Origin of the sequence: Kitasatospora sp. NPDC051984, assembly GCF_044593455.1 — a bacterium.
GTDB lineage: Bacteria > Actinomycetota > Actinomycetes > Streptomycetales > Streptomycetaceae > Kitasatospora.
In genome coordinates, this window is record NZ_JBIUCB010000003.1 from 537,446 (window position 1) to 558,895 (window position 21,450).

Annotated in this window: 22 protein-coding genes, 1 tRNA gene and 1 riboswitch; of the genes, 6 read left to right on the plus strand and 17 right to left on the minus strand. The window is 74.4% G+C overall.

Features of this window, described 5'->3' with window-relative positions; translation table 11 throughout:
• Positions 1 to 1,122: 1,122 nt before the first annotated feature.
• The 9 genes from ACIHEI_RS09105 to ACIHEI_RS09145 all read right to left on the minus strand — a co-directional run bounded on the left by ACIHEI_RS09105 (position 1,123) and on the right by ACIHEI_RS09145 (position 6,305).
• The gene (locus ACIHEI_RS09105; RefSeq protein ID WP_387640596.1) at positions 1,123 to 1,719 is read right to left on the minus strand and encodes an ATP/GTP-binding protein; all 597 of its coding nucleotides are present in this window, start codon (positions 1,717 to 1,719) and stop codon (positions 1,123 to 1,125) included.
• Positions 1,697 to 2,014: a DUF742 domain-containing protein gene (locus ACIHEI_RS09110; protein WP_392955225.1), complete on the minus strand. Its 318-nt coding sequence runs from the start codon at positions 2,012 to 2,014 to the stop codon at positions 1,697 to 1,699. Before ACIHEI_RS09110 ends, ACIHEI_RS09105 begins: the two co-directional genes overlap by 23 nt.
• 23 nt (positions 2,015 to 2,037) lie before the next feature.
• Positions 2,038 to 2,448, minus strand: a complete 411-nt coding sequence (locus ACIHEI_RS09115; protein WP_387640602.1) for a roadblock/LC7 domain-containing protein — start codon at positions 2,446 to 2,448, stop codon at positions 2,038 to 2,040.
• On the minus strand, positions 2,432 to 3,691 hold the full coding sequence (locus ACIHEI_RS09120; RefSeq protein ID WP_396606170.1) for an ATP-binding protein: 1,260 nt from the start codon (positions 3,689 to 3,691) through the stop codon (positions 2,432 to 2,434). The genes ACIHEI_RS09115 and ACIHEI_RS09120 overlap by 17 nt, the downstream gene beginning before the upstream one ends.
• A gap of 188 nt (positions 3,692 to 3,879) precedes the next feature.
• Entirely contained in the window at positions 3,880 to 4,104 is a 225-nt protein-coding gene (locus ACIHEI_RS09125; protein ID WP_387640606.1) for a hypothetical protein, read from the minus strand.
• Between the two features lie 166 nt (positions 4,105 to 4,270).
• Positions 4,271 to 4,453: a hypothetical protein gene (locus ACIHEI_RS09130; protein WP_387640609.1), complete on the minus strand. Its 183-nt coding sequence runs from the start codon at positions 4,451 to 4,453 to the stop codon at positions 4,271 to 4,273.
• Between the two features lie 31 nt (positions 4,454 to 4,484).
• Positions 4,485 to 5,063 (minus strand): TetR-like C-terminal domain-containing protein, encoded by a 579-nt coding sequence (locus ACIHEI_RS09135; RefSeq protein ID WP_396606171.1) that lies wholly within the window; start codon positions 5,061 to 5,063, stop codon positions 4,485 to 4,487.
• Entirely contained in the window at positions 5,063 to 5,893 is an 831-nt protein-coding gene (locus ACIHEI_RS09140; protein ID WP_387640614.1) for an alpha/beta fold hydrolase, read from the minus strand. Before ACIHEI_RS09140 ends, ACIHEI_RS09135 begins: the two co-directional genes overlap by 1 nt.
• A gap of 121 nt (positions 5,894 to 6,014) precedes the next feature.
• Positions 6,015 to 6,305 (minus strand): YiaA/YiaB family inner membrane protein, encoded by a 291-nt coding sequence (locus tag ACIHEI_RS09145; protein ID WP_387640617.1) that lies wholly within the window; start codon positions 6,303 to 6,305, stop codon positions 6,015 to 6,017.
• Positions 6,306 to 6,521: 216 nt separating this feature from the next.
• Positions 6,522 to 6,686: riboswitch (cyclic di-AMP (ydaO/yuaA leader) on the plus strand.
• A 10-nt stretch (positions 6,687 to 6,696) separates the two neighbouring features.
• Here ACIHEI_RS09145 and ACIHEI_RS09150 point away from each other — a divergent pair.
• Positions 6,697 to 7,464: a M23 family metallopeptidase gene (locus ACIHEI_RS09150; protein ID WP_387640620.1), complete on the plus strand. Its 768-nt coding sequence runs from the start codon at positions 6,697 to 6,699 to the stop codon at positions 7,462 to 7,464.
• A gap of 9 nt (positions 7,465 to 7,473) precedes the next feature.
• Here the strand turns inward: ACIHEI_RS09150 and ACIHEI_RS09155 are convergent, their stop codons facing one another.
• Positions 7,474 to 7,980, minus strand: coding sequence for a DUF3995 domain-containing protein (locus ACIHEI_RS09155; RefSeq protein WP_396606172.1), 507 nt, complete (start codon positions 7,978 to 7,980; stop codon positions 7,474 to 7,476).
• Positions 7,981 to 8,095: 115 nt separating this feature from the next.
• Positions 8,096 to 8,908 carry a hypothetical protein gene (locus tag ACIHEI_RS09160; RefSeq protein ID WP_396606173.1) on the minus strand — a complete coding sequence of 271 codons (813 nt, stop codon included), beginning with the start codon at positions 8,906 to 8,908 and terminating at the stop codon, positions 8,096 to 8,098.
• Positions 8,909 to 8,958: 50 nt separating this feature from the next.
• Here ACIHEI_RS09160 and ACIHEI_RS09165 point away from each other — a divergent pair, with 50 nt between their 5' ends.
• The 3 genes from ACIHEI_RS09165 (at position 8,959) to ACIHEI_RS09175 (ending at position 11,195) form a co-directional block, all read left to right on the plus strand.
• Complete coding sequence (locus tag ACIHEI_RS09165) at positions 8,959 to 9,537, plus strand: GNAT family N-acetyltransferase (RefSeq protein ID WP_387866899.1); 579 nt, start codon at positions 8,959 to 8,961, stop codon at positions 9,535 to 9,537.
• Positions 9,538 to 9,654: 117 nt separating this feature from the next.
• A complete protein-coding gene (locus ACIHEI_RS09170) occupies positions 9,655 to 10,347 on the plus strand; it encodes a sensor domain-containing protein (protein WP_396606174.1) in 693 nt (230 codons plus the stop codon).
• A gap of 107 nt (positions 10,348 to 10,454) precedes the next feature.
• Positions 10,455 to 11,195 (plus strand): class I SAM-dependent methyltransferase, encoded by a 741-nt coding sequence (locus ACIHEI_RS09175; RefSeq protein ID WP_396606175.1) that lies wholly within the window; start codon positions 10,455 to 10,457, stop codon positions 11,193 to 11,195.
• Between the two features lie 7 nt (positions 11,196 to 11,202).
• On the opposite strand, the gene ACIHEI_RS09180 is transcribed toward ACIHEI_RS09175, so the two are convergent.
• Positions 11,203 to 11,589, minus strand: coding sequence for a MerR family transcriptional regulator (locus ACIHEI_RS09180; RefSeq protein ID WP_396606176.1), 387 nt, complete (start codon positions 11,587 to 11,589; stop codon positions 11,203 to 11,205).
• Positions 11,590 to 11,655: 66 nt separating this feature from the next.
• On the opposite strand from ACIHEI_RS09180, the gene ACIHEI_RS09185 reads away from it, so the two are divergent.
• A complete protein-coding gene (locus tag ACIHEI_RS09185; protein ID WP_396606177.1) occupies positions 11,656 to 12,855 on the plus strand; it encodes an MFS transporter in 1,200 nt (399 codons plus the stop codon).
• Positions 12,856 to 13,324: 469 nt separating this feature from the next.
• On the opposite strand, the gene ACIHEI_RS09190 is transcribed toward ACIHEI_RS09185, so the two are convergent.
• The 5 genes from ACIHEI_RS09190 to ACIHEI_RS09210 form a co-directional block, all read right to left on the minus strand.
• Positions 13,325 to 13,398 (minus strand) — tRNA-Met (locus tag ACIHEI_RS09190).
• A gap of 69 nt (positions 13,399 to 13,467) precedes the next feature.
• On the minus strand, positions 13,468 to 14,697 hold the full coding sequence (locus ACIHEI_RS09195; protein ID WP_392955244.1) for a PrsW family intramembrane metalloprotease: 1,230 nt from the start codon (positions 14,695 to 14,697) through the stop codon (positions 13,468 to 13,470).
• A gap of 197 nt (positions 14,698 to 14,894) precedes the next feature.
• Positions 14,895 to 15,725, minus strand: a complete 831-nt coding sequence (trmB, locus tag ACIHEI_RS09200; RefSeq protein ID WP_396606178.1) for a tRNA (guanosine(46)-N7)-methyltransferase TrmB — start codon at positions 15,723 to 15,725, stop codon at positions 14,895 to 14,897.
• Between the two features lie 257 nt (positions 15,726 to 15,982).
• A complete protein-coding gene (gene lhgO / locus ACIHEI_RS09205) occupies positions 15,983 to 17,179 on the minus strand; it encodes an L-2-hydroxyglutarate oxidase (RefSeq protein WP_396606179.1) in 1,197 nt (398 codons plus the stop codon).
• Positions 17,180 to 17,190: 11 nt separating this feature from the next.
• Complete coding sequence (locus tag ACIHEI_RS09210; RefSeq protein ID WP_387640655.1) at positions 17,191 to 18,606, minus strand: MFS transporter; 1,416 nt, start codon at positions 18,604 to 18,606, stop codon at positions 17,191 to 17,193.
• A gap of 655 nt (positions 18,607 to 19,261) precedes the next feature.
• Here ACIHEI_RS09210 and ACIHEI_RS09215 point away from each other — a divergent pair.
• On the plus strand, positions 19,262 to 21,343 hold the full coding sequence (locus ACIHEI_RS09215; protein WP_396606180.1) for an asparagine synthase-related protein: 2,082 nt from the start codon (positions 19,262 to 19,264) through the stop codon (positions 21,341 to 21,343).
• The last annotated feature ends 107 nt before the right edge of the window (positions 21,344 to 21,450 follow it).

The following is a 21,450-nucleotide window of genomic DNA, read 5'->3' on the forward strand; positions in this document are numbered from 1 at the left end:
AGTGCAGGAGGGTTTCGATGGCGGTCTCGACGATCAGCCGGGCCGGGTCCTGCGCGGGGCAGACGTGCCGTCCGGCGCCCCAGGCGAGGTGGGCCCGGTTGCCGGCGATGCCGTCGGGGCCGTGCGCGGACGGGTCGTCGTTGGCGCCGGCCAGGCCGAGCACCAGCATGTCGCCGGCGCTGATGTACTGGCCGCCCAGCACGGTGTCCGAAACCGCCCACCGGCCGGGGAAGTTCTGCACCGGCGGGTCGCGCCACAGCACCTCGTCGAGGGCGTCCGCGACGGTCGCCCGGCCGCCGGTCAGGGTGGTGCGGAAGCGGCGGTCGGTGAGCAGCAGCCGCACCGTGTTGCCGATCCAGTTGATGGACGACTCGTTGCCGGCCACCAGCATGACCATCAGGTTGTGCGCCATCTCCTCGTCGCTGAGCGCGGCGGGGTGGGCGATCAGCCAGGACACCAGGTCGGCGCCGGGCCGCGCGCGACGGCTGACCGCCAGGTCCATCAGCAGGCCGAAGAACTCGGCGGCGGCGCGCTGCGAGTCCTTGCTGCTGTCGACCAGGTCGGTGATCAGCCCGACCAGGCGCGGACCGTCCTCGGGGGGCAGGCCGAGCAGCCGGGTGAACACCAGCAGTGGCAGCCGCCGGGTGAACTGGGTGACCAGGTCGGCGGTGCCGTCCGGGCCCCAGCTCTCGATCAGCGCGAGCGCGGCCTCCTCGGTGGTCTGCCGCAGCTGCTGGTGGTCGATCTTCGCCAGCGTGTCGGCGATCGCGGAGGACAGCCGGTGGTGGGCGGCGCCGTCCATGCTCTGCAGGGTGGGCCGCCACATGGTCATCGGGATCAGGTGCGAGTCGGCCCGCAGCCGGCCCTCCTGCTGGACCCGCCAGCGCCGCGAGTCCTTGGAGAACAGCTGCTCGTTGCGGGTCAGTTCGAGCAGTTCCGGGTAGCCGAGGACCAGCCAGGCCTCGACGCCGGGCTCCAGTTCGATGGGTGCGACCGGGCCGTGCTGGGCGCGCAGCCGGGCGTACAGGCTGTGCGGGTTCTCGGCGACCGCCGACCCGTACAGCGGGGAGCCCTGGGCGCGGGTGTACGGGCAGCCGGTGGCCGCCCGGTGGTCGGGGACGGTCACGGCAGCTCCTCGGCGGCGGCCCGCAGGTGGTCCACGAAGTCGATCAGCAGCTTGTGCGCGGCGTCCGGGTCGCGGACGTCGCAGGCCAGGATCGGGACGTCGGGCAGCAGGTCGAGGGCGGCGCGCAGTTCCTCGTCCGGGTAGGCCGGGGTGTCGGGGAAGACGTTGACCGCCACCGCGAACGGGATGCGGTGCTCCTCCAGCAGGCCGAGGACGTCGAAGGACTCCTCGATCCGGCGGGAGTCCACCAGCGCGATCGCGCCCAGCGCGCCGCGCGACAGGTCCTCCCACAGCGGCCAGAACCGCTGCTGGCCGGGCGTACCGAACAGGTACAGCGCCAGGTGCTTGTTCAGGGTGATCCGGCCGAAGTCCAGCGCCACCGTGGTGGTGGTCTTGTGCGGACGCCCGGTCAGGTCGTCCACCCCGGCGCCGGCCGCGGTCATGGTCTCCTCGGTGCGCAGCGGAGCGATCTCGCTCAGCGCGGCGACCAGGGTGGTCTTGCCGACCCCGAACGGGCCGGTGACCAGGATCTTGACCGCCCCCTGGACAGTGGACGGCAGATAGGTCGGCTCAACGGAGCTGACGGAGGCCAACCAGCACCTCCTCGAGCAGTGAGAGCGGGACCTGTTCGGCCTGCCGCACCGGCGGCAGGACCTGCACGGCCCCGAGGTCCAAGAGATCGCCGACCAGCACCTTCAGGACACTGACCGGCAGGCCGAGGTGGGCGGCCACCTCGGCTATCGACAGCAGTTCCCGGCAGAGCCCGAGGATCGCCTGCTGTTCGCGGTTCAAGGCCGTACGGTCGACCGCGGCCCCCGGCAGGGTCCGCACCAGGCTCTCGAACTCCAGCACGTTGCGGCTGGCCCGGCTGCGGCCACCGGTGATCACGTAAGGCCGAACCGGCCCCCGCCTCACCGCAGGTCCCCGGCGGTGGCGTGCTCCTGCCGCGGTGCGGCGGTCAGGTGGCTGCCGATCCGCTCGACCAGCGTCTGCATCTGGTAGGCCACCAGGCCGGCGTCCACCGACTCGGAGGCCAGCACCGCGAGGTGGGTCCCGGCGCCGGCGGCGACCACGAACAGGTAACCACCGCCGAACTCGATGATGATCTGCCGGGTCGGCCCGTCGCCGAAGCCCTGCGCCACGCCCCGGGACAGCGACTGCAGTCCGGAGCAGGCGGCGGCCAGCCGCTCGGCGTCGTCCCGGCCGATCTTCGGGCTGCGGCCCATCTCCAGGCCGTCGTTGGACACCACGACGGCGTGCTGGACCTCTGGGACGGCGACGATGTCGGTCAGCAGCCAGCCGAGATCAGGGGTTGTGGTCATGGGAGTCTCCCGAGCGCTGGGGAAGTTGGGGGGCGGGGAATTCGTCGTGGCGGTCCTGCTCGGGCCGCCGGTCCTGCTGTGCGGCGGAACGGCCGCTGGCGGTCCCGGCCTGGAACATCGACATGAATGTCTGCGCCTCGCGCGCACAGCGCGGCGGCGGCGCGGGCTGCTCCTCGGCCCGGGACCCGGTCTGCTGCTGCGGGGCGCTGCCACGGCGGTTGACCCGCCGCGGCAGGGTGCCGCCCTGCGTGGGAACGGACGGCCGGTCGTCGTCCGCGGCGACGGCCGGGCGACGGGTCGGCAGCGCGGCCGCCGCCGGTTCGGTGCGCGGGATGCTGCTCGCGGGCACCGACAGCGGATCGGTGAGCAGCGCGGACGGCAGCAGCACCACCACCCGCACACCGCCGTACGGCGAGGGCGCGGAGTTGATGGTGACCCGGAAGCCGTACTGCTCGGCGAGCCGGCCGACCGCGGCCAGGCCCAGCTGCGGGACCTCGCCGATCCGCGACACCTCCAGCGAGCCGCCGCCGGACAGTGCCGCGCCCGCCTTGGCCACCGTCACCTCGGTCATGCCGACGCCGCAGTCGTCGATCTCGATCACCGCGCCGTTGTGGACCGGCATCAGCGTGACGTAGACCTGGGAGCTGGGCGGCGAGTAGCGGGTCGCGTTGTCCAGCAGTTCGGCCACCGCGTGGATCAGCGCCTCCGCGGCGGCACCGAGCACGGCGGTGTCGACCCGGCTGTGCACCACCACCCGCTGGAACGGCAGGATGCGCGACTGGGCGCCGCGCACCACGTCCTCCAGCGAGACCGGCTCCGGCCAGTGGCGACCCGCGCGGGAGCCGCACAGTACTGCCAGGGTCTGGGCGAGCCGGGCCTGCTGGGCGGCCGCGTGGTCGGCGCGCAGCAGGCCTTCGAGCAGCACCGGGTCGTCGTGGGTGCGCTCCATCTCGTCCAGGCCGGCCTGCTGGTCGTGTGCCATCACCAGGATGCGGCGGGCCACGCTGAGGAAGGCGCGGCGGGTGGCCGCGTTCATCTCCTGCTCGCGCAGCGCCGTCTCGACACCCGCCTGACGGTCCGCCAGTTCGGCGGCCAGCCGGTCGCGGGTGGCGGCGAGTTCGTCCTCGGTGGCGGCCAGCCGGCCGCGCAGGTTTCGGGTGACGGCGCGGGACCGAGCGGAGGCCGCGAGAGCGAGAAGGGCGAGCAATGCGGCTGCTGCCAAGCACCATTGAGTGGTCGTCACCCGCCGAATTCTAGGGTGGACTTCCTACTGGCGTATGAACTGATCGAAGCATTGCTGTTCAGAGCGCGTCAATGTCGGACAGAACCGACAGCGTCGGACGTCCGTCAGGTGGCGTCCCGGTGGACCGGCGGCAACGCCGGACGGCCGGGCCCGGGCTCACGCTCCGTCACATTCGGCGCGAGCCGCTGCTACTGGCCGTCGACCTCGCCGTACGGCTGCGGGTCCTTCGCCGTCACCGGCCGCAGCGAGCGCAGCGACCGGGCCACCGCGAAGCAGCGGGCGAGCGTCGCGCCCCAGCCCTCCGGCTGCGGCAGCGCGTCGGACCGCGTCCCGGCCGCCGACCCGTCAGAGGTGGCGCGGGGGGCGGGGATCAGTCCCGTGCCGTGCTCGATGCGCTGAGTCACCTGCGGCATGTGTGCTGTCCTCCGTGCTTGTCGGTCACCCGTGAAGGTCTTCACGCGGTATGACTTCCCGACCGAAGGACAGTGTTACGCACCAGTGGTGTCGGATCCGTGGGGAACCGGTTGCGAAATGGTGTGGAGGGGCGCGCGGGGGCCCACGCGCAGGCGGGAGGCGCCGTCAGGCCGGTGAACCGTCCTCCTGGACCTCCTCGGCGATCGGCCGGTCCGGGGCGGAGAGGGTGTCGGTGTGCGGGGTGGTGCCGCCCGTGTGCTCGGGGCCGGCGTGCGCGCTGGGCGCGGTGAGCGAGGCGACCACGCCGACGGCGAGCGAGGCAAAGGCGAGCAGGCTGCGCTTCTTCATATCGGGTAGAACGCGCCAGGCCCCCGTCAGGTCACGCGCCGCGTCCGCCCGGCCAGTGGCCGAGGCCGTCGACCAGCACGTCGGTCAGCCGCTCCAGCGTCACGTCCGGCCCCTCGGCGAGCTGGAACGCCCCCGCCGTGGTCAACGAGGCGTACCCGTGGGCCATGGCCCGCAGGGTGCGCGCGGCGTGCACCGCCTCGGAGCCCTCCAGGCCGTACCCGCGCAGGACGGCGAACAGCACGTTCACCAGCCGCTCGCCCGCCGCCATGAGCTCCGGGTCGGGCTCGGGCGCCTGCGGCAGCGCGGCGTAGCGACGGGGGAACCGGGTGGCGTACCCGGCGTACGCGGCGAGCAGGGCGGCGACCGCCTCGTCGCGGGAGTGGCCGAGGACGGCGGCGGCCAGGTGGTCGGTCAGGTCGTCGAGGGTGCGGACGGCGACCAGGCGCCGCAGCTCGGCCAGGCCCCCGGGGACGTGCTTGTACAGCGACGGGGTGGCGACCCCCGCCTTGGCGGCGACGGCGGCCAGGGTGAGCGTCTCGGCGCCCTGGGCGTCGATCAGGTCGAGGGCGTGGTCCACCACCGCGGTGGGGGAGAGTCCGGCGCGGGCCATCAGCGGGCGACCTCGTTCAGCTCGTTCAGGAAAGGGAGCAGGGCGTCGGCGACGGCCTGGGGGTAGCCGGCCATCGGGTAGTGGCCGCCGTTCTCGATCATCACCTTACGGCCGCGCAGCGCGGCGGCCTGCCGGTCGGCGATCAGCTCGGGGTTCGGGAAATCGGGGTCCTTGCTGCCCATCAGCACCAGCGCGGGCACGTCGACGGCCTCGCACCAGCCGACCGGCGCGGAGTCTCCCGTGAGGTAGCCGCGCAGCGCGGCCTTCCGGGCGGGCTCGCGCAGCATCTCGGCGAGGCCGGCCCGGTAGGCGTCGAAGTCGGCGGGCCGCGCGGTCGGGTAGTAGAACTTCTGCATCGAGCTCCACAGGCCGGGGAACGCGGTGACCAGCGGGGCGGCCAGGCCGAACAGGGCCTTCTGGAAGGCGTTCAGCGGGAGGTTCTCGATGAAGGCGTCGATCAGCACCACCCCGGCGGTCCGCCCGGGGGCGAGCTCGGCCGCGCGGACCACGGTGGCGCCGGTGTAGGAGTTGCCGGCCAGGACGGCGCCGCGCAGGTCGAGGTGGTCGAGCAGGGCGACCAGGTCGTCGGCGATCGCGGCGGGGGAGTAGTCGGTGAACCCGGTGGAGGACTCGCCGAGGCCGCGCAGGTCCATGGTGATCACCCGGTGCCCGGCGGCGGTCAGCAGCGGTGCGAGGTGCCGGTAGGTGGCGCGCTTGTCGAGCATGCCGGGCAGCAGGACGACCGGGACGCCGGTGCCGGGGGTGTCGTCGTAGGCGATCCGGCCGCCGGGGACGTCGACGTACCGGGTGGTGCCGAGGGTGCTGTTCATCGCGGGCCTCCTGGGCGGGCGTTGCGGTGCGCCGGGCGCTGGAGGCCCGGCCGACTGCCGATAGCCATAAAGCTAAGGCTAATAGCCTTAGCCGTCAAGCCGTGGAGGCCGGCCGGATCGGTCAGATCCCCTCCACCTTGAACGGGTCGTGCTCGGCGAGCAGCTTGTCCAGCCGGGCCTGGTCCACCCGGCTGGTGATCGCGCCCTCGTCCTGGCGGTCCCGGATCACCTTGGCCAGCGTGAACGCGGAAGTGATCTCGTACAGCAGCCCGACGGCGAGGAAGGCGCGCATCCAGGCGCTCACCGGCAGGTAGGCGATCCCGAGCGAGAGCGCGGCGGTGGCCAGTCCGAAGGAGACGGCGGCCTGGGCGAAGTAGGCGGCGGTGGTCCGGTGCGGCACGGTTGCGGTCATGGCATCAGGGTCGCGCCGGCCCGGAGGCGTGGCGTGAGTACGGATACTCAACCGCTCGGTCACAATCCGTCAGGTTGGCTCTGGTGAACCGTCACAAATCACCCATAGGGCGTCAGGAAATCTTCGCTGTCTCGTGGTAGCGGCTTGGAATCATGGGGTCCATAGGATTAACGTTTGATAACGCAGCGCGGTCGGCAACGCCGTAACCATGCGGCACCGTGCGCCACGCCTAATCCACTTGGGCACACCCTTCGGGGCGTCCCAGGAGCCGGGGAACCACGTTTCCACCGGGGTGAATCGGGACGGCCCTGGGCCCGACCGTAGGAGACCTTCCACCTCCGAACCCGTCAGCTAACCCGGTCGGCGGCAGGGAAGGAAGGAGCACGCCCCCGTGGCGTCGACCTACACCGAGAGCACCGGCACCCAGTTGCTCGACCACCCGGTCGAGCCGGAAGCCGCCCGGCACCGGCTGCCCCGTCAGTCCCGCGCCGGCGCGCCCCTGCTGGGCGTCACCGCGATGACCGCCGCGCTCGGCGCCACCGCACTCGGCGCCGCCCCCGCGCAGGCCGCCGCCCCGGTGCCCGTCACAGCCGCGGACGAAGCCTCCGACGGCCTCCTCGCAGGCGACCCCGGGCTCGCCCTCGCCGCCCGCATCCAGCAGCAGGCCGACGGCCAGCGCACCGCCGCCGACGAATCCGCCCGGCTGGCCGCCGCGCAGGAGGCCGAGGCCAAGCGGGCCGCCCAGCAGGCCGAGGCCGAGCAGGCCGCGCACACCCTGCCGGTGGCCGGCTACCAGCTGACCGCGCACTTCGCCCAGTCCGGCGCGCACTGGGCGCACCTGCACACCGGCCTGGACTTCGCCGCCCGCACCGGCACCCCCGTCGCCGCCGTCGCCGGAGGCACCGTCACCTCGGCGGGCTGGTCCGGCCCCTACGGCTACCGGGTCATCCAGACCCTGCCCGACGGCACCGAACTCTGGTACTGCCACCTCTCCCGGATCGCCACCGCCTCCGGCCAGGTCGCCCCCGGCACCGTGCTCGGCGCGGTCGGCGCCACCGGCAACGTCACCGGCCCGCACCTCCACCTGGAGGTCCGCCCCGGCGGCGGCGCCCCGATCGACCCGCTGCCCTGGCTCCAGCAGCGCGGCCTGCAGCCGTAGTTCTTCCGCTCATCGACGGCCGCCGCGCTCGGGCAGGAGCCGACGGCCGAACACCGCGCAGCCGAACAGCAGCCCGCCGGCTAGGAAGAACGGCTCGTACAGCACGGTCGCGAAGCGGGCCATCGCGTCCAGCTCCGCCACCGAGCGGTGACCCGCCGCCAGCGCCAGCCAGTCCGGCACGGAGGGCGCGGCGTGCACGATCAGCAGCACCGCCGTGCCCCGGGCTGCCCACAGCAGCCCGCGGGCCGGCAGCCGCTCGCCCCAGGGCCGTATCAGCGCCAGGGCCAGCGCCGCGGCCACCGCGCACAGCGGTATCGCGATGATGTCGATCACCAGCAGCGGCGTGTTGTCCAGCACCGACAGCCCGCCCGGCAGACCGGCCCGGCCGCCCAGCAGCCAGTACAGGTGCACCAGGGCGAAGACGGCCGACCAGAGCGCGGCGGCCTGCGCGGCGATCCGACGGAACGACGGGCGCAGGCCGACGGAGGTGGCGCCGGCCGGAGTCACGATGTCCATGGCTCCACCCTGGCCCGGCGGCCCCGCCCCGCGGATCGTCCGGACGGCCAGGACCGATGGATCATCAGGACGATTCCGGGGTCCTCCGATCGGTGGACCCGGCGGGCCGAAACCCTCAGTACACCTCGGGGGCCAGCTCCGGGTACTCCTCCAGCAGCAGCCGGGCCAGCCCGGGCACCGTCCACTCGCCGCACAGGTCGATCGCGGCCTGCGCCACCGCCTCCTCGAAGTCCTCGAACTCCCCGGAGAGCTCGTCCGGCATCGGCAGGCCCCGGGCGTTCAGCTCGGCCAGGTTGCGGTAGCTGCGCTGCATCAGCCCGTGCTCCAGCAGCCGGCGCGCCCCGTCCGTGGACACCCCGACCAGCAGCGCCCGCTCCGGGCCCCAGCCACCGTCCGGATCCACCCCCGGCACCCGCTCGTACGCGGCGAAGCGCTCCTCGACGTCCAGCGCCCGGAAGTCCTCCAGCCAGCCCCGCACTTGGTCGAGGTCGTCCACCGGCACGCCGTCCGCGCGCAGCAGCAGCGTGTACAGGCGCGGCCAGGTCAGCAGGTCGGACCGGCGCAGCAGCGAGTCCACCAGCACCTGGCCCTGCCAGTCGGCCTCCTCGCGCAGCTTCTCCAGCCGCTTGGCGTTCAGCCGCCGCGCCGCCCGCTGACGTTCGATCAGCAGCCGCACCGCCGCCGGGTACGCCCAGGCGTCGCCGTCCGGCTGGACGTACAGGTGCAGCTGCTCGTACAGCAGGTGCTCCAGCACCGGCGAGGACAGCTCCGGGAAACCGTCGTGCAGCCGGGCGCCGCCCAGCTCCAGCAGGGTCAGTACGGTCCGCACCGCCGGTTCGGGTACCGCCTCCAAACCCTCCTCGGCCGCCCAGTCCAGCAGGTCGGCGGCACGGGTACGGGGGAGCAGGTGCAGGTCTTCGTCGTCCACCCCGGTACGTTAACCGGTCCGCGCGGGGCCGACCGGTAGGGTCGAGTCCCATGCAGACCGTCCGGTTGACCGGCCCCCGGCTCACGCTGCGGGAGTACCACCACACCCCGGAGGAAGTCGCCGCGCTGCACGCCCTCCACGGCGACCCCCGGGTGATCCGGCATCTCCCGTTCGACGCGGCCGACTTCGAGGAATGCGCCGACCAGATCGAGCTCTACCTCGACGAGGCCGAGGCCGAGCCGCGGCAGCACTACCGGCTGGCCGTCGACGACCCGGCGGGCGAACCGATTGGCCAGGGCGCCCTCACCCGCGACGGCGAACACGCCGCCCAGCTCGGCTGCGTACTGCGTCACGACACCTGGGGCCGCGGCTACGCGGGGGAGGTCACCGCGCTGCTGTGCGCGCTCGGCTTCGACACCCTCGGCCTGCACCGGCTGTTCGCCCGCACCGACCCCGACAACCCGGCCGCCGCCCGGGTGCTGACCAGGGCCGGCTTCCGGTACGAGGGCCGGATCCGCGCCGAGTCGCACTGGGACGGCAGCTGGCACGACGCACTCCAGTACTCGCTGCTCGCCCCCGAGTGGCGGGCCGTCCAACTCGCCGCCCCCGCCCTGCGACCCGGGGGTTAACCCCACCATCGATCGGGAAGCAGACCTCATTCCGGAACCCCGGCCCGGTACGGCACCTTGGAGTAGTGCCCACGCCGCCGACCGGCGGCACCGCCCCGACCACCCGAAGGACCGCGGATGTCCACCGCTGCGTACCGTGCCTCCACCGGCGACCACTCCACCCGGCCCGGGTTCTGGCGCGCCCCGTTCTCCCGGGCCGCCTTCCGGGAGCTCGGCTTCGCGCTCAGCGGCCTCCCGATCGCCGTACTCGGCTTCTCCCTCGTCATCGCGCTGTTCAGCTCCGGTATCGGGCTCGCCGTCACCGCGCTCGGCCTGCCCGTGCTCGCCCTGGTGACCATCACCGGCCGCGGCTTCGGCGCCCTCGAACGCCACCGGATACGCACTCTGCTCGGCCTCGACCTGCCCGCCCCGGCCCCGGTGAAGGTCCAGCGGGAGGGCGTCTGGGGCCTGATCACCGCCCGGCTCGGCGACGGGGCGGGCTGGCGGGGCGCGCTGTACCAGTTCGTCATGTTCCCCTGGGCGGTCTTCAGCTTCACGGTCTCGCTGGTCTTCTTCGTCGTCGGCTGGGCGCTGCTGCTGTTCCCCGCCTACCAGTGGGTGTGGCCCCACTACACCGACTGGAACGGCTACCGGGTCGCCGACTGGACGGATTCGAACGGCGTCCAGCACACCTACGAGCTCGTCTCGCCGTACCAGATCGGCGCCGTCAGCCTGCTCGGCCTGCTGTTCGTCCTGATCACCCCGCAGCTGGTCCGCGCCCTCAACGGCGCCAACCGGCTCGCCGCCCGCGGCCTGCTGGCCGACCGCTGACCGTGCGCCGCTGAACATGCACCACCCCCCGGGCCCGTGGTCGGATGACTGCGGGCCCGGGCCGCACCCCGGGTCCGTCGAACGTCCGGAGGGACGGAGGACCGCCGATGTGCCCGGTCAGCAGCGCCCGCCCCGTAGACCGCCCCGGGCACCGCCGCGCGCCGGCCGCCGGGACCGTGCTGATCACCTCCCGGCCGCTCGACGAGTACTGCGCCTACCTCGGCCTCACCCGCGCCGACCTGAGCCGCCTGCCCGGCCCGCTGCTGGACTGCCCAGGCGGCGCCGCCGCGTTCGCCGCCGAGGCCCGGACGCTGGGCTGCGAGGTGGTCGCCGTCGACCCCGGCTACGCGCTCGGCACCCGCCGGCTCGCCGAACTGGCCGCCGTCGGCCACGACACCATGGCCGGCGCCATCCGCCGCGACCCGGCCCACCACCTTCCCCGCGGCCGGCACGGCCGGCGCCGCCCCGACAAGTACCTGCGCAGCTGGGAGCGGGCCCGCCGCCTGTTCGCCGCCGACGCCGCCGCCCACCCCGGGCACTACGTGGCCGCGGCGCTGCCCCGACTCCCGTTCGCCGACGGCAGCTTCGCCCTCACCCTCAGCTCCTACCTGCTGTTCGCCTACCCGGCGCTGTTCACCCCCGCCGACCAGTTCCGCGCCCTGCGCGAACTCGCCCGGGTCACCGCCCCCGACGGCGAAGTCCGGATCTTCCCGCTCTACGACCACACCGGCAGCCTCAGCCCGCACCTCACCGAGCTCCGCGCCGCCCTCCGCCACCACCGGATCGCCAGCCGCGTCCTGACCACCACCCCGCCCCACCGCATCCTGGCCCTGACCCCGGCCCGGTGACCGCCCCTCAGCAGGAGTCGGCCGGGGCGGGCGCGTCCCGCAGCGAGCGCACCGCCCGCAGGTAGGCGCCCACCGCGTCCCGGCTGCGGGACAGGCACTCCACCCGCTCGGTGAGCTGCCGGTGCTCGTGCTCCAGCGCCGCCAGCGTCTCCGGGGTGGCGCCCCGGACGTGGTACTGGCCGCTGGTCAGGCAGGGCAGCACGTCCCGGATGGTGCGGGTGGACAGCCCCGAGTCCAGCAGCGAACGGATCTGCCGGACGCGTTCCACCAGCGCCTCGTCGTACTCCCGGTAGCCGTTCGCCGAACGCTCCGGCTTCAACAGGCCCTGCTCCTCGTAGTAGCGCAGCAGCCGGGGCGAGGCCCCCGCCCGGCCCGCCAGTTCGCCGATCCGCATCCGCGTCTCCCGTCCGCCGGAAAGGACTTGACCTTCACACCGATGTGAGGGTTCGAGGATAGCGGCATGACCGCGACCCACACCGAACTGCCCATCGGCACAACCACTTTGACCCCGCGCCAAGGCCTGCGCTGGTCCCCGCTGCTGGCCCTCGCCACCGCCGCCTTCCTGGGCATCGTCACCGAGGCGCTGCCCGCCGGCGTCCTCCCCGAAATGGCCCACGACCTGCGGGTCGGCGAATCCGCGATGGGCCAGTCGCTCACCGGCTACGCCCTCGCCACCGGACTCTCCGCGATCCCGCTCGCCCGGGCCACCGCCCGCTGGTCCCGCAAACGCCTGGTACTCGCCGCCGTCGCCGTCCTGCTGATCGCCAACGCCGTCACCGCGCTCTCCCCGTCCTACCCCCTCACCATGGCCGCCCGGATCGCCGCCGGCGTCGCCGTCGCCGCGATCTGGTCCGAACTCGTCGGCTACGCCCGCCGCCTGAGCCCACCGCACCTGCACGGACGGGCGATCGCCGTCACCGGCATCGGCGTCCCGCTCGCACTCTCCCTCGGCATCCCGCTCGGCACCTGGTCCGGCCGACTGATCGGCTGGCGCCCCACCTTCGGACTCGTCGCCGTACTGGCCGCCGCCCTGCTGCTCTGGCTTGCCGCCGCCGTCCCCGACGCCCCCGGCCGGCGCACCGGACGGGCCGAACCCCTCCTCGCGGCGCTGCGCCTGCCCGGCGTCCGGCCCGTGCTGTTCGTGGTCGCCGCGTTCGTCCTCGCCCACAACGTGCTCTACACCTACATCGCCGCACTCCTCGACCACTACGGCATGGCCGACCGCCGCGACCTGGTCCTGCTGGTCCTCGGCATCACCTCGGTCGCCGGACTCGCCATCACCGGCGCCCTCGTCGACCGCCGACTGCGCCACCTCACCCTCGCCGCCACCGCCGCCGTCCTCGCCGCCCTCGGACTCCTGCTGCTGCCCACACCCGCCGCCCCCCTCGTCCTGCTCGCCGCCGCCCTCTGGGGCCTCGGCTGGGGCGCCGTCCCCCCGCTCTTCCAGACCGCCGCCGCCGACGCGGGCGGCGACCGCGCCCAAACCCTCCTGGTCGCCACCTGGAACACCGCCATGGGCCTCGGCGGCGCCGTCGGCGGCCTCCTCCTCACCCTCTCCGGCCCCAACGCCTTCCCCTGGTTCGCCCTCGCCCTCCTCCTCCCCGTCCTCGCCGTCACCACCCTGGCCCGCCGCCACGGCTTCCCGGCGAAGCGCCCATGAGAGACCCGAACGGCCGGGGAACGCAGGCGGGTCGTCGCCACGGTGACCGGCTGTGCCGTGGACGGTGAACCGTGGGCCATGTCGGCCTTGTACTCACCGTGGTTGCCACAGCGGCCGGCCCGGAGAACGCAGACGGCCCGTGGGCTGCTCCTCGGGCCGGGCCCCGCTGGGCGGGGGCGGCGGTCGAGGCACCGGGGATGTACCGGTGAGCCCACGGGCCGGGTGACTGCTGGGAATTAGCCTGAGCCGGAGGCCAGTGGGGCCTCACCGCTGCGCAGGCAGGGGCGGCTCTAGCGAGCAGCCACCTCACGCATCCTGAAGGAACTCAACTCAGGATCACCTCCTTTCAGTGTGCCGCCAGCGTAGGCACCACTGTCGGGGCGGGCAACGGATTAATTTGCCGGGCAATTCACGGCAGGCACGACGAAGGCCCGGAGGCGATGCCTCCGGGCCTTCGTTTGCTACTGAGTAGCGGGGACAGGATTTGAACCTGCGACCTCTGGGTTATGAGCCCAGCGAGCTACCGAGCTGCTCCACCCCGCGTCGGTGAACACGACTCTACGTGACTCCTGCGAGAAAAGGAAATCCGTTCTCCGCAGGCACCCGCGCAGGTCACCGCGCTGGTCGGCCGGGACCGGCCGGCTGGCGGGTGCGGCGGGTCTGCGCCCACACCGCGAAGCAGACCAGCGCCGCGAAGCACGGCACCATCACCAGGCCGTACACCAGCAGGAAGCCGTCGGTGCCCAGTCCGGCCGCCGCGTTCCACACCCCGTGCAGGCCCATCGCCAGCAGCAGGCCCGCAGGGGCGCCGAGCCGGGCCGCCCAGCGGCGGCCGGTGGTCAGCGTCACCGCGAGGCCTATGCCGGCCAGCGCGGTGAACAGCGGATGCGCGAACGGTGACAGCAGGGCCCGCAGGACGAAGGTGTGCACCGTCCCGTCGAAGTCCCGCAGGCTCGGTGGGCGGCCCAGGCCGATCGCGTCCAGCCGGGCCTGCCGGTCCGCAGTGAACGCCCGCCCCAGGTAGAGCGCGTTCTCGGTGAACGCGAAGCCGGACGCCGTGACCCCGCCCAGGACCGCCCCCGCCGCCAGGGTGCGCGGGTGCGAGCGGGCCCGCAGTCGCCAGGCCGGCGCGGGCCGGAACAGTGCCACCGCCCGCTCGGGGTCGTCGTGCCGGTGCCGCAGCAGGCGTCGCAGCCGTCCGCACGGGCGGCCCGGTTCGCAGTGGTGCCGCCGCCGCAACGGCAGCAGCAGCATCAGCAGCGCCGAGCTCTTCGCCACCTCTTCGATCAGCGGCGTCGCGAACTCCGCGCCCCAGGTCTCCCCGCGCGCGCCCCGGTGGGCGATCAGGAAGTCGCTCGCCCAGCCGTTCGCCATGATCGCCACCGTGGTCGCCGCGCAGGCCCCCCAGGCCAGGCAGAACAGGGTGTGCCGGATCGGCACCCGCGCGGTCTGGTTCAGCCACGCCAGCGCCCCCAGTACGAACGGCAACGGCAGCAACGCCAGCCCGAGACCCACCAGCAACCCGGCCGTCCCCGTCTGACGCTGCACCAGATGCAGGATCAGCACCCCGGACCCGGCCAGCGCCAGCGCCGCCACCGCCGAGGACGCGGCCGGCCGCCGCATCGGCCACAACCGGCGCACCACCGACGGCGCGACCCGGATCACCCGGCCACCACGCTGCCCCGGGATCCGCCCCACCGCCGACAGGTACACCCGCACCCGGTGCGCCCCCGACTCCGGGAACGCCCGAGCGCCGTCCCGGGAAGGCGGCAGATCGGCGGCCATGGCGGCGACCCCTACAGGCAGGCTGGGGGAGGCCTTGCCGCCGGGCGGACTGCTCACCTGCAGAAGCGTAGGCGAATCCTCCACTCCGGCGGGAGTGGGGAGCACAATCCGTACGGCCGGGGTGACAGACCGTCAGCAAGGCGAAGCGGCGGACGCCGCTTCGGCGTTGTTCTACCCGGAACGTCCCCCGCGAGAACGCGCGCGCCGCCCGTCGCTGTCCCGCGCAGGGACGATTCGGCGTGCGGCGCAGCGAATCAGCGGCGGCGGAACAGGATGTCGTGCACCGCGTGGCCCTTGGCCAGGCCGGCCCGTTCGAACTTGGTCACCGGACGCCAGTCGGGGCGCGGCGCGTAGCCCGGGACGGTGCCCGCGGGGTGCTCGTCCGGCTCCAGCCACGGCGAACCGTCGCCCTCCGGGTGCAGGTTCTCCAGCTCCGGCGAGGCCTCCAGTACGGCCAGCATCTGCTCGGCGTACGGCTCCCAGTCGGTCGCGCAGTGCACCAGCGCGCCCGGGGCGAGGCGGGGCAGCACCAGCTCCAGGAACGACTCCTGGATCAGTCGGCGCTTGTGGTGCTTCGGCTTCGGCCACGGGTCCGGGAAGTACACCCGCAGGCCCGCCAGCGACGCGTCCGGCAGCATGTCGCGCAGCAGGATGACCGCGTCGCCCGCCGCGAGGCGGACGTTCTCCGAACCGTCGCGCTCCAGGAACTGCAGCAGGTTGCCGTGGCCCGGGGTGTGGACGTCCGCCGCGAGGATCCCGGACGTGGGGTCGGCCGCCGCCATCGCGGCCGTGGTGTCGCCCATCCCGAAGCCGATCTCCAGCGTCACCGGACGGCCGTCGAACATCGCCGGCAGGTCCATCGGGGTGCCGTCGATGGCGTGGCCGAAACGCTCCCAGCCACGGTCCAGCGCACCCGCCTGCGCCTTGGTCATCCGACCACGACGCGGCTGGAAACTGCGGATCCGCTGCTCACGGTGCTGGGCCTCGGTGGCCTTGTGCGGGTACATCGGCGCGGGGTACGCCGCCGGGGCGGCGGACAGCCGGGCCGACGCGGGCAACTGGGGGCTGGGGGCGGAGGAAGTCACAATCACACGAGTCTACGGGAGCTCGAAAATCGGGTGATCGGGCACGTGCGGGTGCGAACCCGGGGGCGCTGGGGGTACCCCCAGGCGAAGCCGAGGGGGCGGAACTGCGCGCAGCGGAAGGCGCCCAACCTCAAGATCGCGACGCAGGACCATCACTTGCACGTGTTCGCGACCTTACGGACGGGTTTGCGCTTGTCGCGCATTCCCAGCGCCCCTGGTTTCGCGCCCGCCAGCTCGCGTTCACCCGCCTGCTTCTCTCACCCCAGTGCGGCCATGGCCCGGCGGGCCACCTCCCGCCCGATCGCCAGTGACGCCGTCGCCGCCGGCGAGGGTGCGTTGAGGACGTGGACGAGGCGGCCGGTGCCGGCGAAGGCGAAGTCGTCGAGGAGGGTGCCGTCGCGGGCGACGGCCTGGGCGCGGACGCCGGCGGGGGCGGGGCGGAGGTCGGATTCGGTGATGGTGGGGAGGAGGCGGCGGACGGCGGTGGTGAAGGCGCGTTTGGAGAGGGAGCGGTGGAGTTCGCCGAGTTCGTAGCGCCAGTGCCGGCGGGCGATCGTCCAGGCGCCGGGGAAGCGGACCGTCCCGGCCAGGTCGCGGAGGCTGATGGTGTGCCAGTCGTAGCCTTCCCGGGCCAGCGCGGGGACGGCGTTCGGGCCGACGTGGACGTCGCCGTGGATGCCTCGGGTGAGGTGGACGCCGAGGAACGGGAACGCCGGGTCGGGGACGGGGTAGACCAGGCCGCGGACCAACGACCGGCGGGCGGGCGTGAGTTCGTAGTACTCGCCGCGGAACGGGACGATCCGCAGGCCGGGGTCGTCGCCGGCCAGCCGGGCGATCCGGTCGCTGTGCAGTCCGGCGCAGTTGACCAGCACCGCGCAGCGGATTTCGCCGGTGGGCGTGGTGACGGTGACCCCGTCGGCGCGCCGGGCGATGTCCAGGACGGGGGTGGCGAGCCGCAGTTCGGCGCCGCGTTCGCCGGCGAGGGCGGCGTACCGGCGGGCCACGGCGGTGAAGTCGCAGATGCCGGTGGTGGCGAGGTGCAGGCCGGCGATGCCGGTGACCTCGGGTTCGTGTTCGCGGATGCCGGCCGGGTCGAGTTCTCGCAGCGGGATGCCGTTGGCCCGGCCGCGTTCGGCGAGGGCGGCGAGGCGGGGGAGTTCGGACGGGTCGGTGGCGACGACGAGTTTGCCGGTGACTTCGTGGGCGACGCCCTGCTCGCGGCAGAACTCGACCATCTCGCGGGCGCCTTCGGTGGCGTAGCGGGCCTTCAGCGAGCCGGGCCGGTAGTAGACGCCGCTGTGGATGACGCCGCTGTTGCGTCCGGTCTGGTGGGTGGCGAGGGCGCTCTCCTTCTCCAGCACCATGACGGAGGTGCCGGCCCGGGTGAGCGCGTACGCGGTGGACAGGCCGACGATGCCGCCGCCGACCACCAGGACCTGGACGTCGTGCTTCAAACCCGTGCCCTTCAGCCGCTGGTGAGGACCAGACGGGCGCGTTCGGTGAGCTCCTTGACCCGCTGCTCGTTCTGGTAGGGCTCCAGGCGCCGCAGCAGCTCGACGACGTACTCGCGGCTGCGGTGCGAGGAGATCCGCCCGGCGACCTCGACGGCGCGTTCGCCGGCGGCGACGGCGGCGTCCAGGTCGCCGGCCTCGGCCTCGGCCATCGCGGAGACGATCAGCCGCAGGCCGTGCGAGCGGACGAAGCCCTCGGTCGGGCGGGCCAGCGCCTCGCGGGTGAAGTGCCGGACCTTGGACGGCACTCCGAGGTCGCGGAAGCACTCGGCGGCGTCGGCGGCGAGGCGGTCGTAGGCGTAGAAGTCGATCCAGGTCGGGTCGTGGTCGCCGGGGCGGGCCCGGTCCAGGGCGGCTTCGGCGGCGGACAGCGCGGTGCTGCAGGCGGGGGCGTTGCCGGCTTTGGCGTGGGCGCGGGCCTCGACCAGGTGGAAGAAGCTCATGGTGCGCGCCGTGGCCAGGCCCCGGTTGCGTTCCAGGGCGGCCTGGGCGAGGTCGACGGCCTCGTCGGGGAAGGAACGGTAGGACGCCTGCAGGCTCATCGAGGCCAGCACGTACCCGCCGAGCGGCACGTCGCCGGCGGCCCGGGCCAGGCGCAGCGCCTGGATGTAGTAGCGCTGGGCGGCCTCGTGCTGGCCGGTGTCGAAGGCCATCCACCCGGCCAGCCTGGTCAGTTCGGCGGTGGCGCCGAACAGCGCCCGGCCCACCGCGTCGCTGTACGAGGCGAGCAGCAGTGGGGCGGCCTCCACCCGCAGGCACTCCGGGACCATCGAGGAACGCCAGTCGCCGCCGCCGTACTTGGAGTCCCAGCGGCGGGCCTCCTGGGCGGCCTCGCGGAGTTTGGTGGCGTCCGCGTGCCCGGCCCGGTAGCCGGACAGGTCGGGGGCGGACTCCCGGGCCACCGAACCGTCGGCGGGCGTGATCAGCCAGCGGGAGACGGGGGTGGCGTACGCGGCGACCGAGAAGGTGCCGGCCAGGCTGTCGCTCCACCGGCCGCCGCCGGGGCCGCGCCGCAGGTCCAGGTCGACGCGCCAGAGCTCGGTGGCGGAGCGGACCGCCTCGGGGACTTCGCGCGGGAATTCCAGGCCGAGTTCGGGCGTGGGGTGCGAGTCGGCGAGGCCGATCTCCTCCAGCGGCACCGGGCGGCCGAGCTTGTTGCCGAGCGCAGTGGCGATCAGGTGCGGCACCGGGCGCTGCGGCACCATTCCCTTGGTCACCCAGCGGGCCACCGAGGTCTTGTCGTAGCGCAGGGTCAGGCCGCGCTGCGCGCCGAGGTCGTTGACCCGGCGGGCGAGCCCGGCGTTGCTGATCTGGGCGAGCGCGAGGAGGGCGCCGAGCCGGTCGTTCGGCCCTCGTGAGCTGACGGTCATGGTGGCGGTGGCACCCCCTGGCGACGTCGTGCGCGGATGGCGGCGAGTCGCGACGGCAGCAGCACGCCACCGGACTGCTTGCACCTAGCGTAGTCGCCCGCGTTCCCACGGTTAAGAGGTCGCATTCCGGTTGGCGGGAACGCGCTGATGCCACGCTCGCCGACCTGACGCCCCCGGAGCGAGGGGCCGGTACCTGCCGCACAACCGTGCTCCCGTCCCGTGCCCGTGTGCGCCATCCGTGCTCCCTGGCCGCATCGGCAGGTGGGCGATTCGCTGGTGCCTGTGGATCGGCCCGCCGTCGAGGACCCGGCGGGCCGGGGGAAACGCTGCCTCAATCCCCGCGGGCAGCGGCGCGTCCGGGAGGGCATGCGGATGCCCTCCCGGCTCGTGCGATGCCTTTCGGCCAAACTCGGCCGCTTTCGCAGCGTCCACGGACCACTTTCGCGCCGTGCTGTCCGGCCACCGGCCGTTCCCCGGGCGGGAGTTCGAGGACCCGCACGGCCCGGGCCCCGGAGGGGGTGGCCCGGTCCGTGCGCCCCGCCGCGCAAGCCTGGCCCGATTTCGTCGCGCCAGTGGCACGATTACTCCTGACGGTGCGCCAATTCCCCACACATCATCGGATGTTCGCCGCGCGCCGAGGCACCACGGAGGCGCGATGCGGTGGCTCACCGGCTGGAGCGGCCCGACCGCCGACCCGGCGCTCGCCGCGGTCCGGCCGATCGCCGGCACCCTGCTCTGGAGCGGCCCCGACCCGCTCTGGGCCGTCGGCGACTGGCGCCCCGACGAACTGCGCCTCGCCGTGCTCCGCCCCGGCGCCCCCGCCACGGTCCGCGGCGGACTCGACCCGCGCGACCCCACCGACCGCGCCGACCAGGACACCCCCGCCACCCTGCGCCTCGCCGTCGCCGGCCGCTGCGGCGCCACCGACCGCGAACTCGCCGACGGCCTGGCCGCCGCCCGCGGCGGCGCGCTGCGCCACCTCACCCACTGGCCCGGCAGCTACACCGTCGTGCTGCGGGCCGGCACCCGCTCCACCGTGCTGCTCACCGACCTGGCCGGCGTCCAGCCGGTCTTCCACACCCCGTTCGCCGGCGGCACCGCCTACGCCACCGCCGCACTGCCGCTGGCCGACTTGGTGGGCGCACCCCTGGACGCCGGCCACCTGGCCGCCCGCCTCGCCACCCCCGAGACACCCGAGGCGCTCGGCGACCGCACCCCCTTCCGGGGCGTCCGCCGGGTGCCGCCCGGCCACGCCCTCGGCATCCGCGGCGGCCGCGCCCACCACACCGCGCACCCCGACGAGCCCGCCGAGGCCCGGGCCGAGGCGCCCGCCGTCCGCGAACTCACCCGCGCCCTGCTGGAAGCCGTCCGCTGCCGGGTCCGCGCCACCGCCCCCGGCGACCGGCCCCGGCTCGGCGTCGACCTGTCCTACGGCACCGCGTCCGCCACCGTCGCGCTGCTCGCCGCCGCCGTCCCGCTGACCACCTGCCCGCACCCCGGCGCCGCGCTCGAACGGCCCGCCGCCCGCACCGGCGCCGTCCGGGGCTCCTGGGCCCGCGGCGGCGCCGGCGAACGGCCCGAACCCGAGACGCTCCCGGCCGTCACCCTCGGCGACGCCGACGGCCTCGCGCTCGCCGTGCACGCACCCCGACTGCGCCACCTCGTCGTCCCGCCCGTCCTCCCGTACGCCGGACTGGACGGGCCCGGCGGCCCGCTCACCGACGAACCCGGCCCCGCACTGCTGGTCGCCGCCCGGCACACCGCCGCGCACCGGGCCGGCGGCGCCGACCACCTCACCGGCCACGGCGCCCGGCAGGTCCTCGACGGCCACCCCGCCCGACTCGCCGACCTGATCCGGGCCGGCCGCCCGCTCCACCTGCTCCCCCCGATCGCCGCCCTGGCCGGCGCCGACCGCGCCACCGCCGGCACCCTCACCGCCACCCTGCACACCCCCGTCACCGTGCTGCGCGCCGCCCGCCGCCTCGCCCGCACCCGCTACGCCGACGCCCTCGACGACCTCGCACTGCGCCTGCGACTCCGGCACGAACCGGGCGAGGCAGGCACCATGGGCCGCGCGATGGCCGCCGAACTGACCTGGCACCGGACCGGCCCGGCCGCCCACCTGCTGGCCGACGAACCCCTCGCCGCGCTCGCCCAGCACCTGCGCACCGCCGCCCGCGACGGCGCCCCCACCGAACCGCCCGGCGCCCGCCGCGCCCGGCTCGCCCTGCACCGGCAGGCCGCCCACTACCGCACCCTGGTGCACGCCACCGAACAGCACGGCCAGCGCCTGCACGCGCCGTTCCTCGACAACCAGGTGGTCCGCGCCGCCCGCCTGCTCCCCGACGAGATCCGGCTGCAACCCGGCGCCCGGCCCGCCCTGCTGGCCGCCGTGCTGGCCGGCGCCGGCCGCACCGACCTGCCCGCCGACTGGGGCCGCACCACCGGACCCGACCCGCACACCGCCGCCCGGAACGGCATCCGGACCGCCGCCCCCGCGCTCGCCGAACTGCTCGACCGCCCGCTGCTCGGCGAGGCCGGACTGATCGACACCCCCGCCGTCCGCAAGACCCTCGCCACCGCCACCGACCCCGCGCAGGACGCCCCGCCCGCCACCCTCGCCGCGCTCGGCGAGCTGATCGCCGTCGAACTCTGGCTGCGCCGCCTCGCCGCCCGCCGCCCCGGCTCCGCCTGGACCGGCCTGCCCGGCCCGCGCCGCACCGCCCTGGAGCGCTGAGCGTGCCTGCCCGGCCCGCGCCGCACCGCCCCGGCTCCGCCTGGACCGGCCTGCCCGGCCCGCGCCGCACCGCCCTGGAGCGCTGAGCGTGCCTGCCCGGCCCGCGC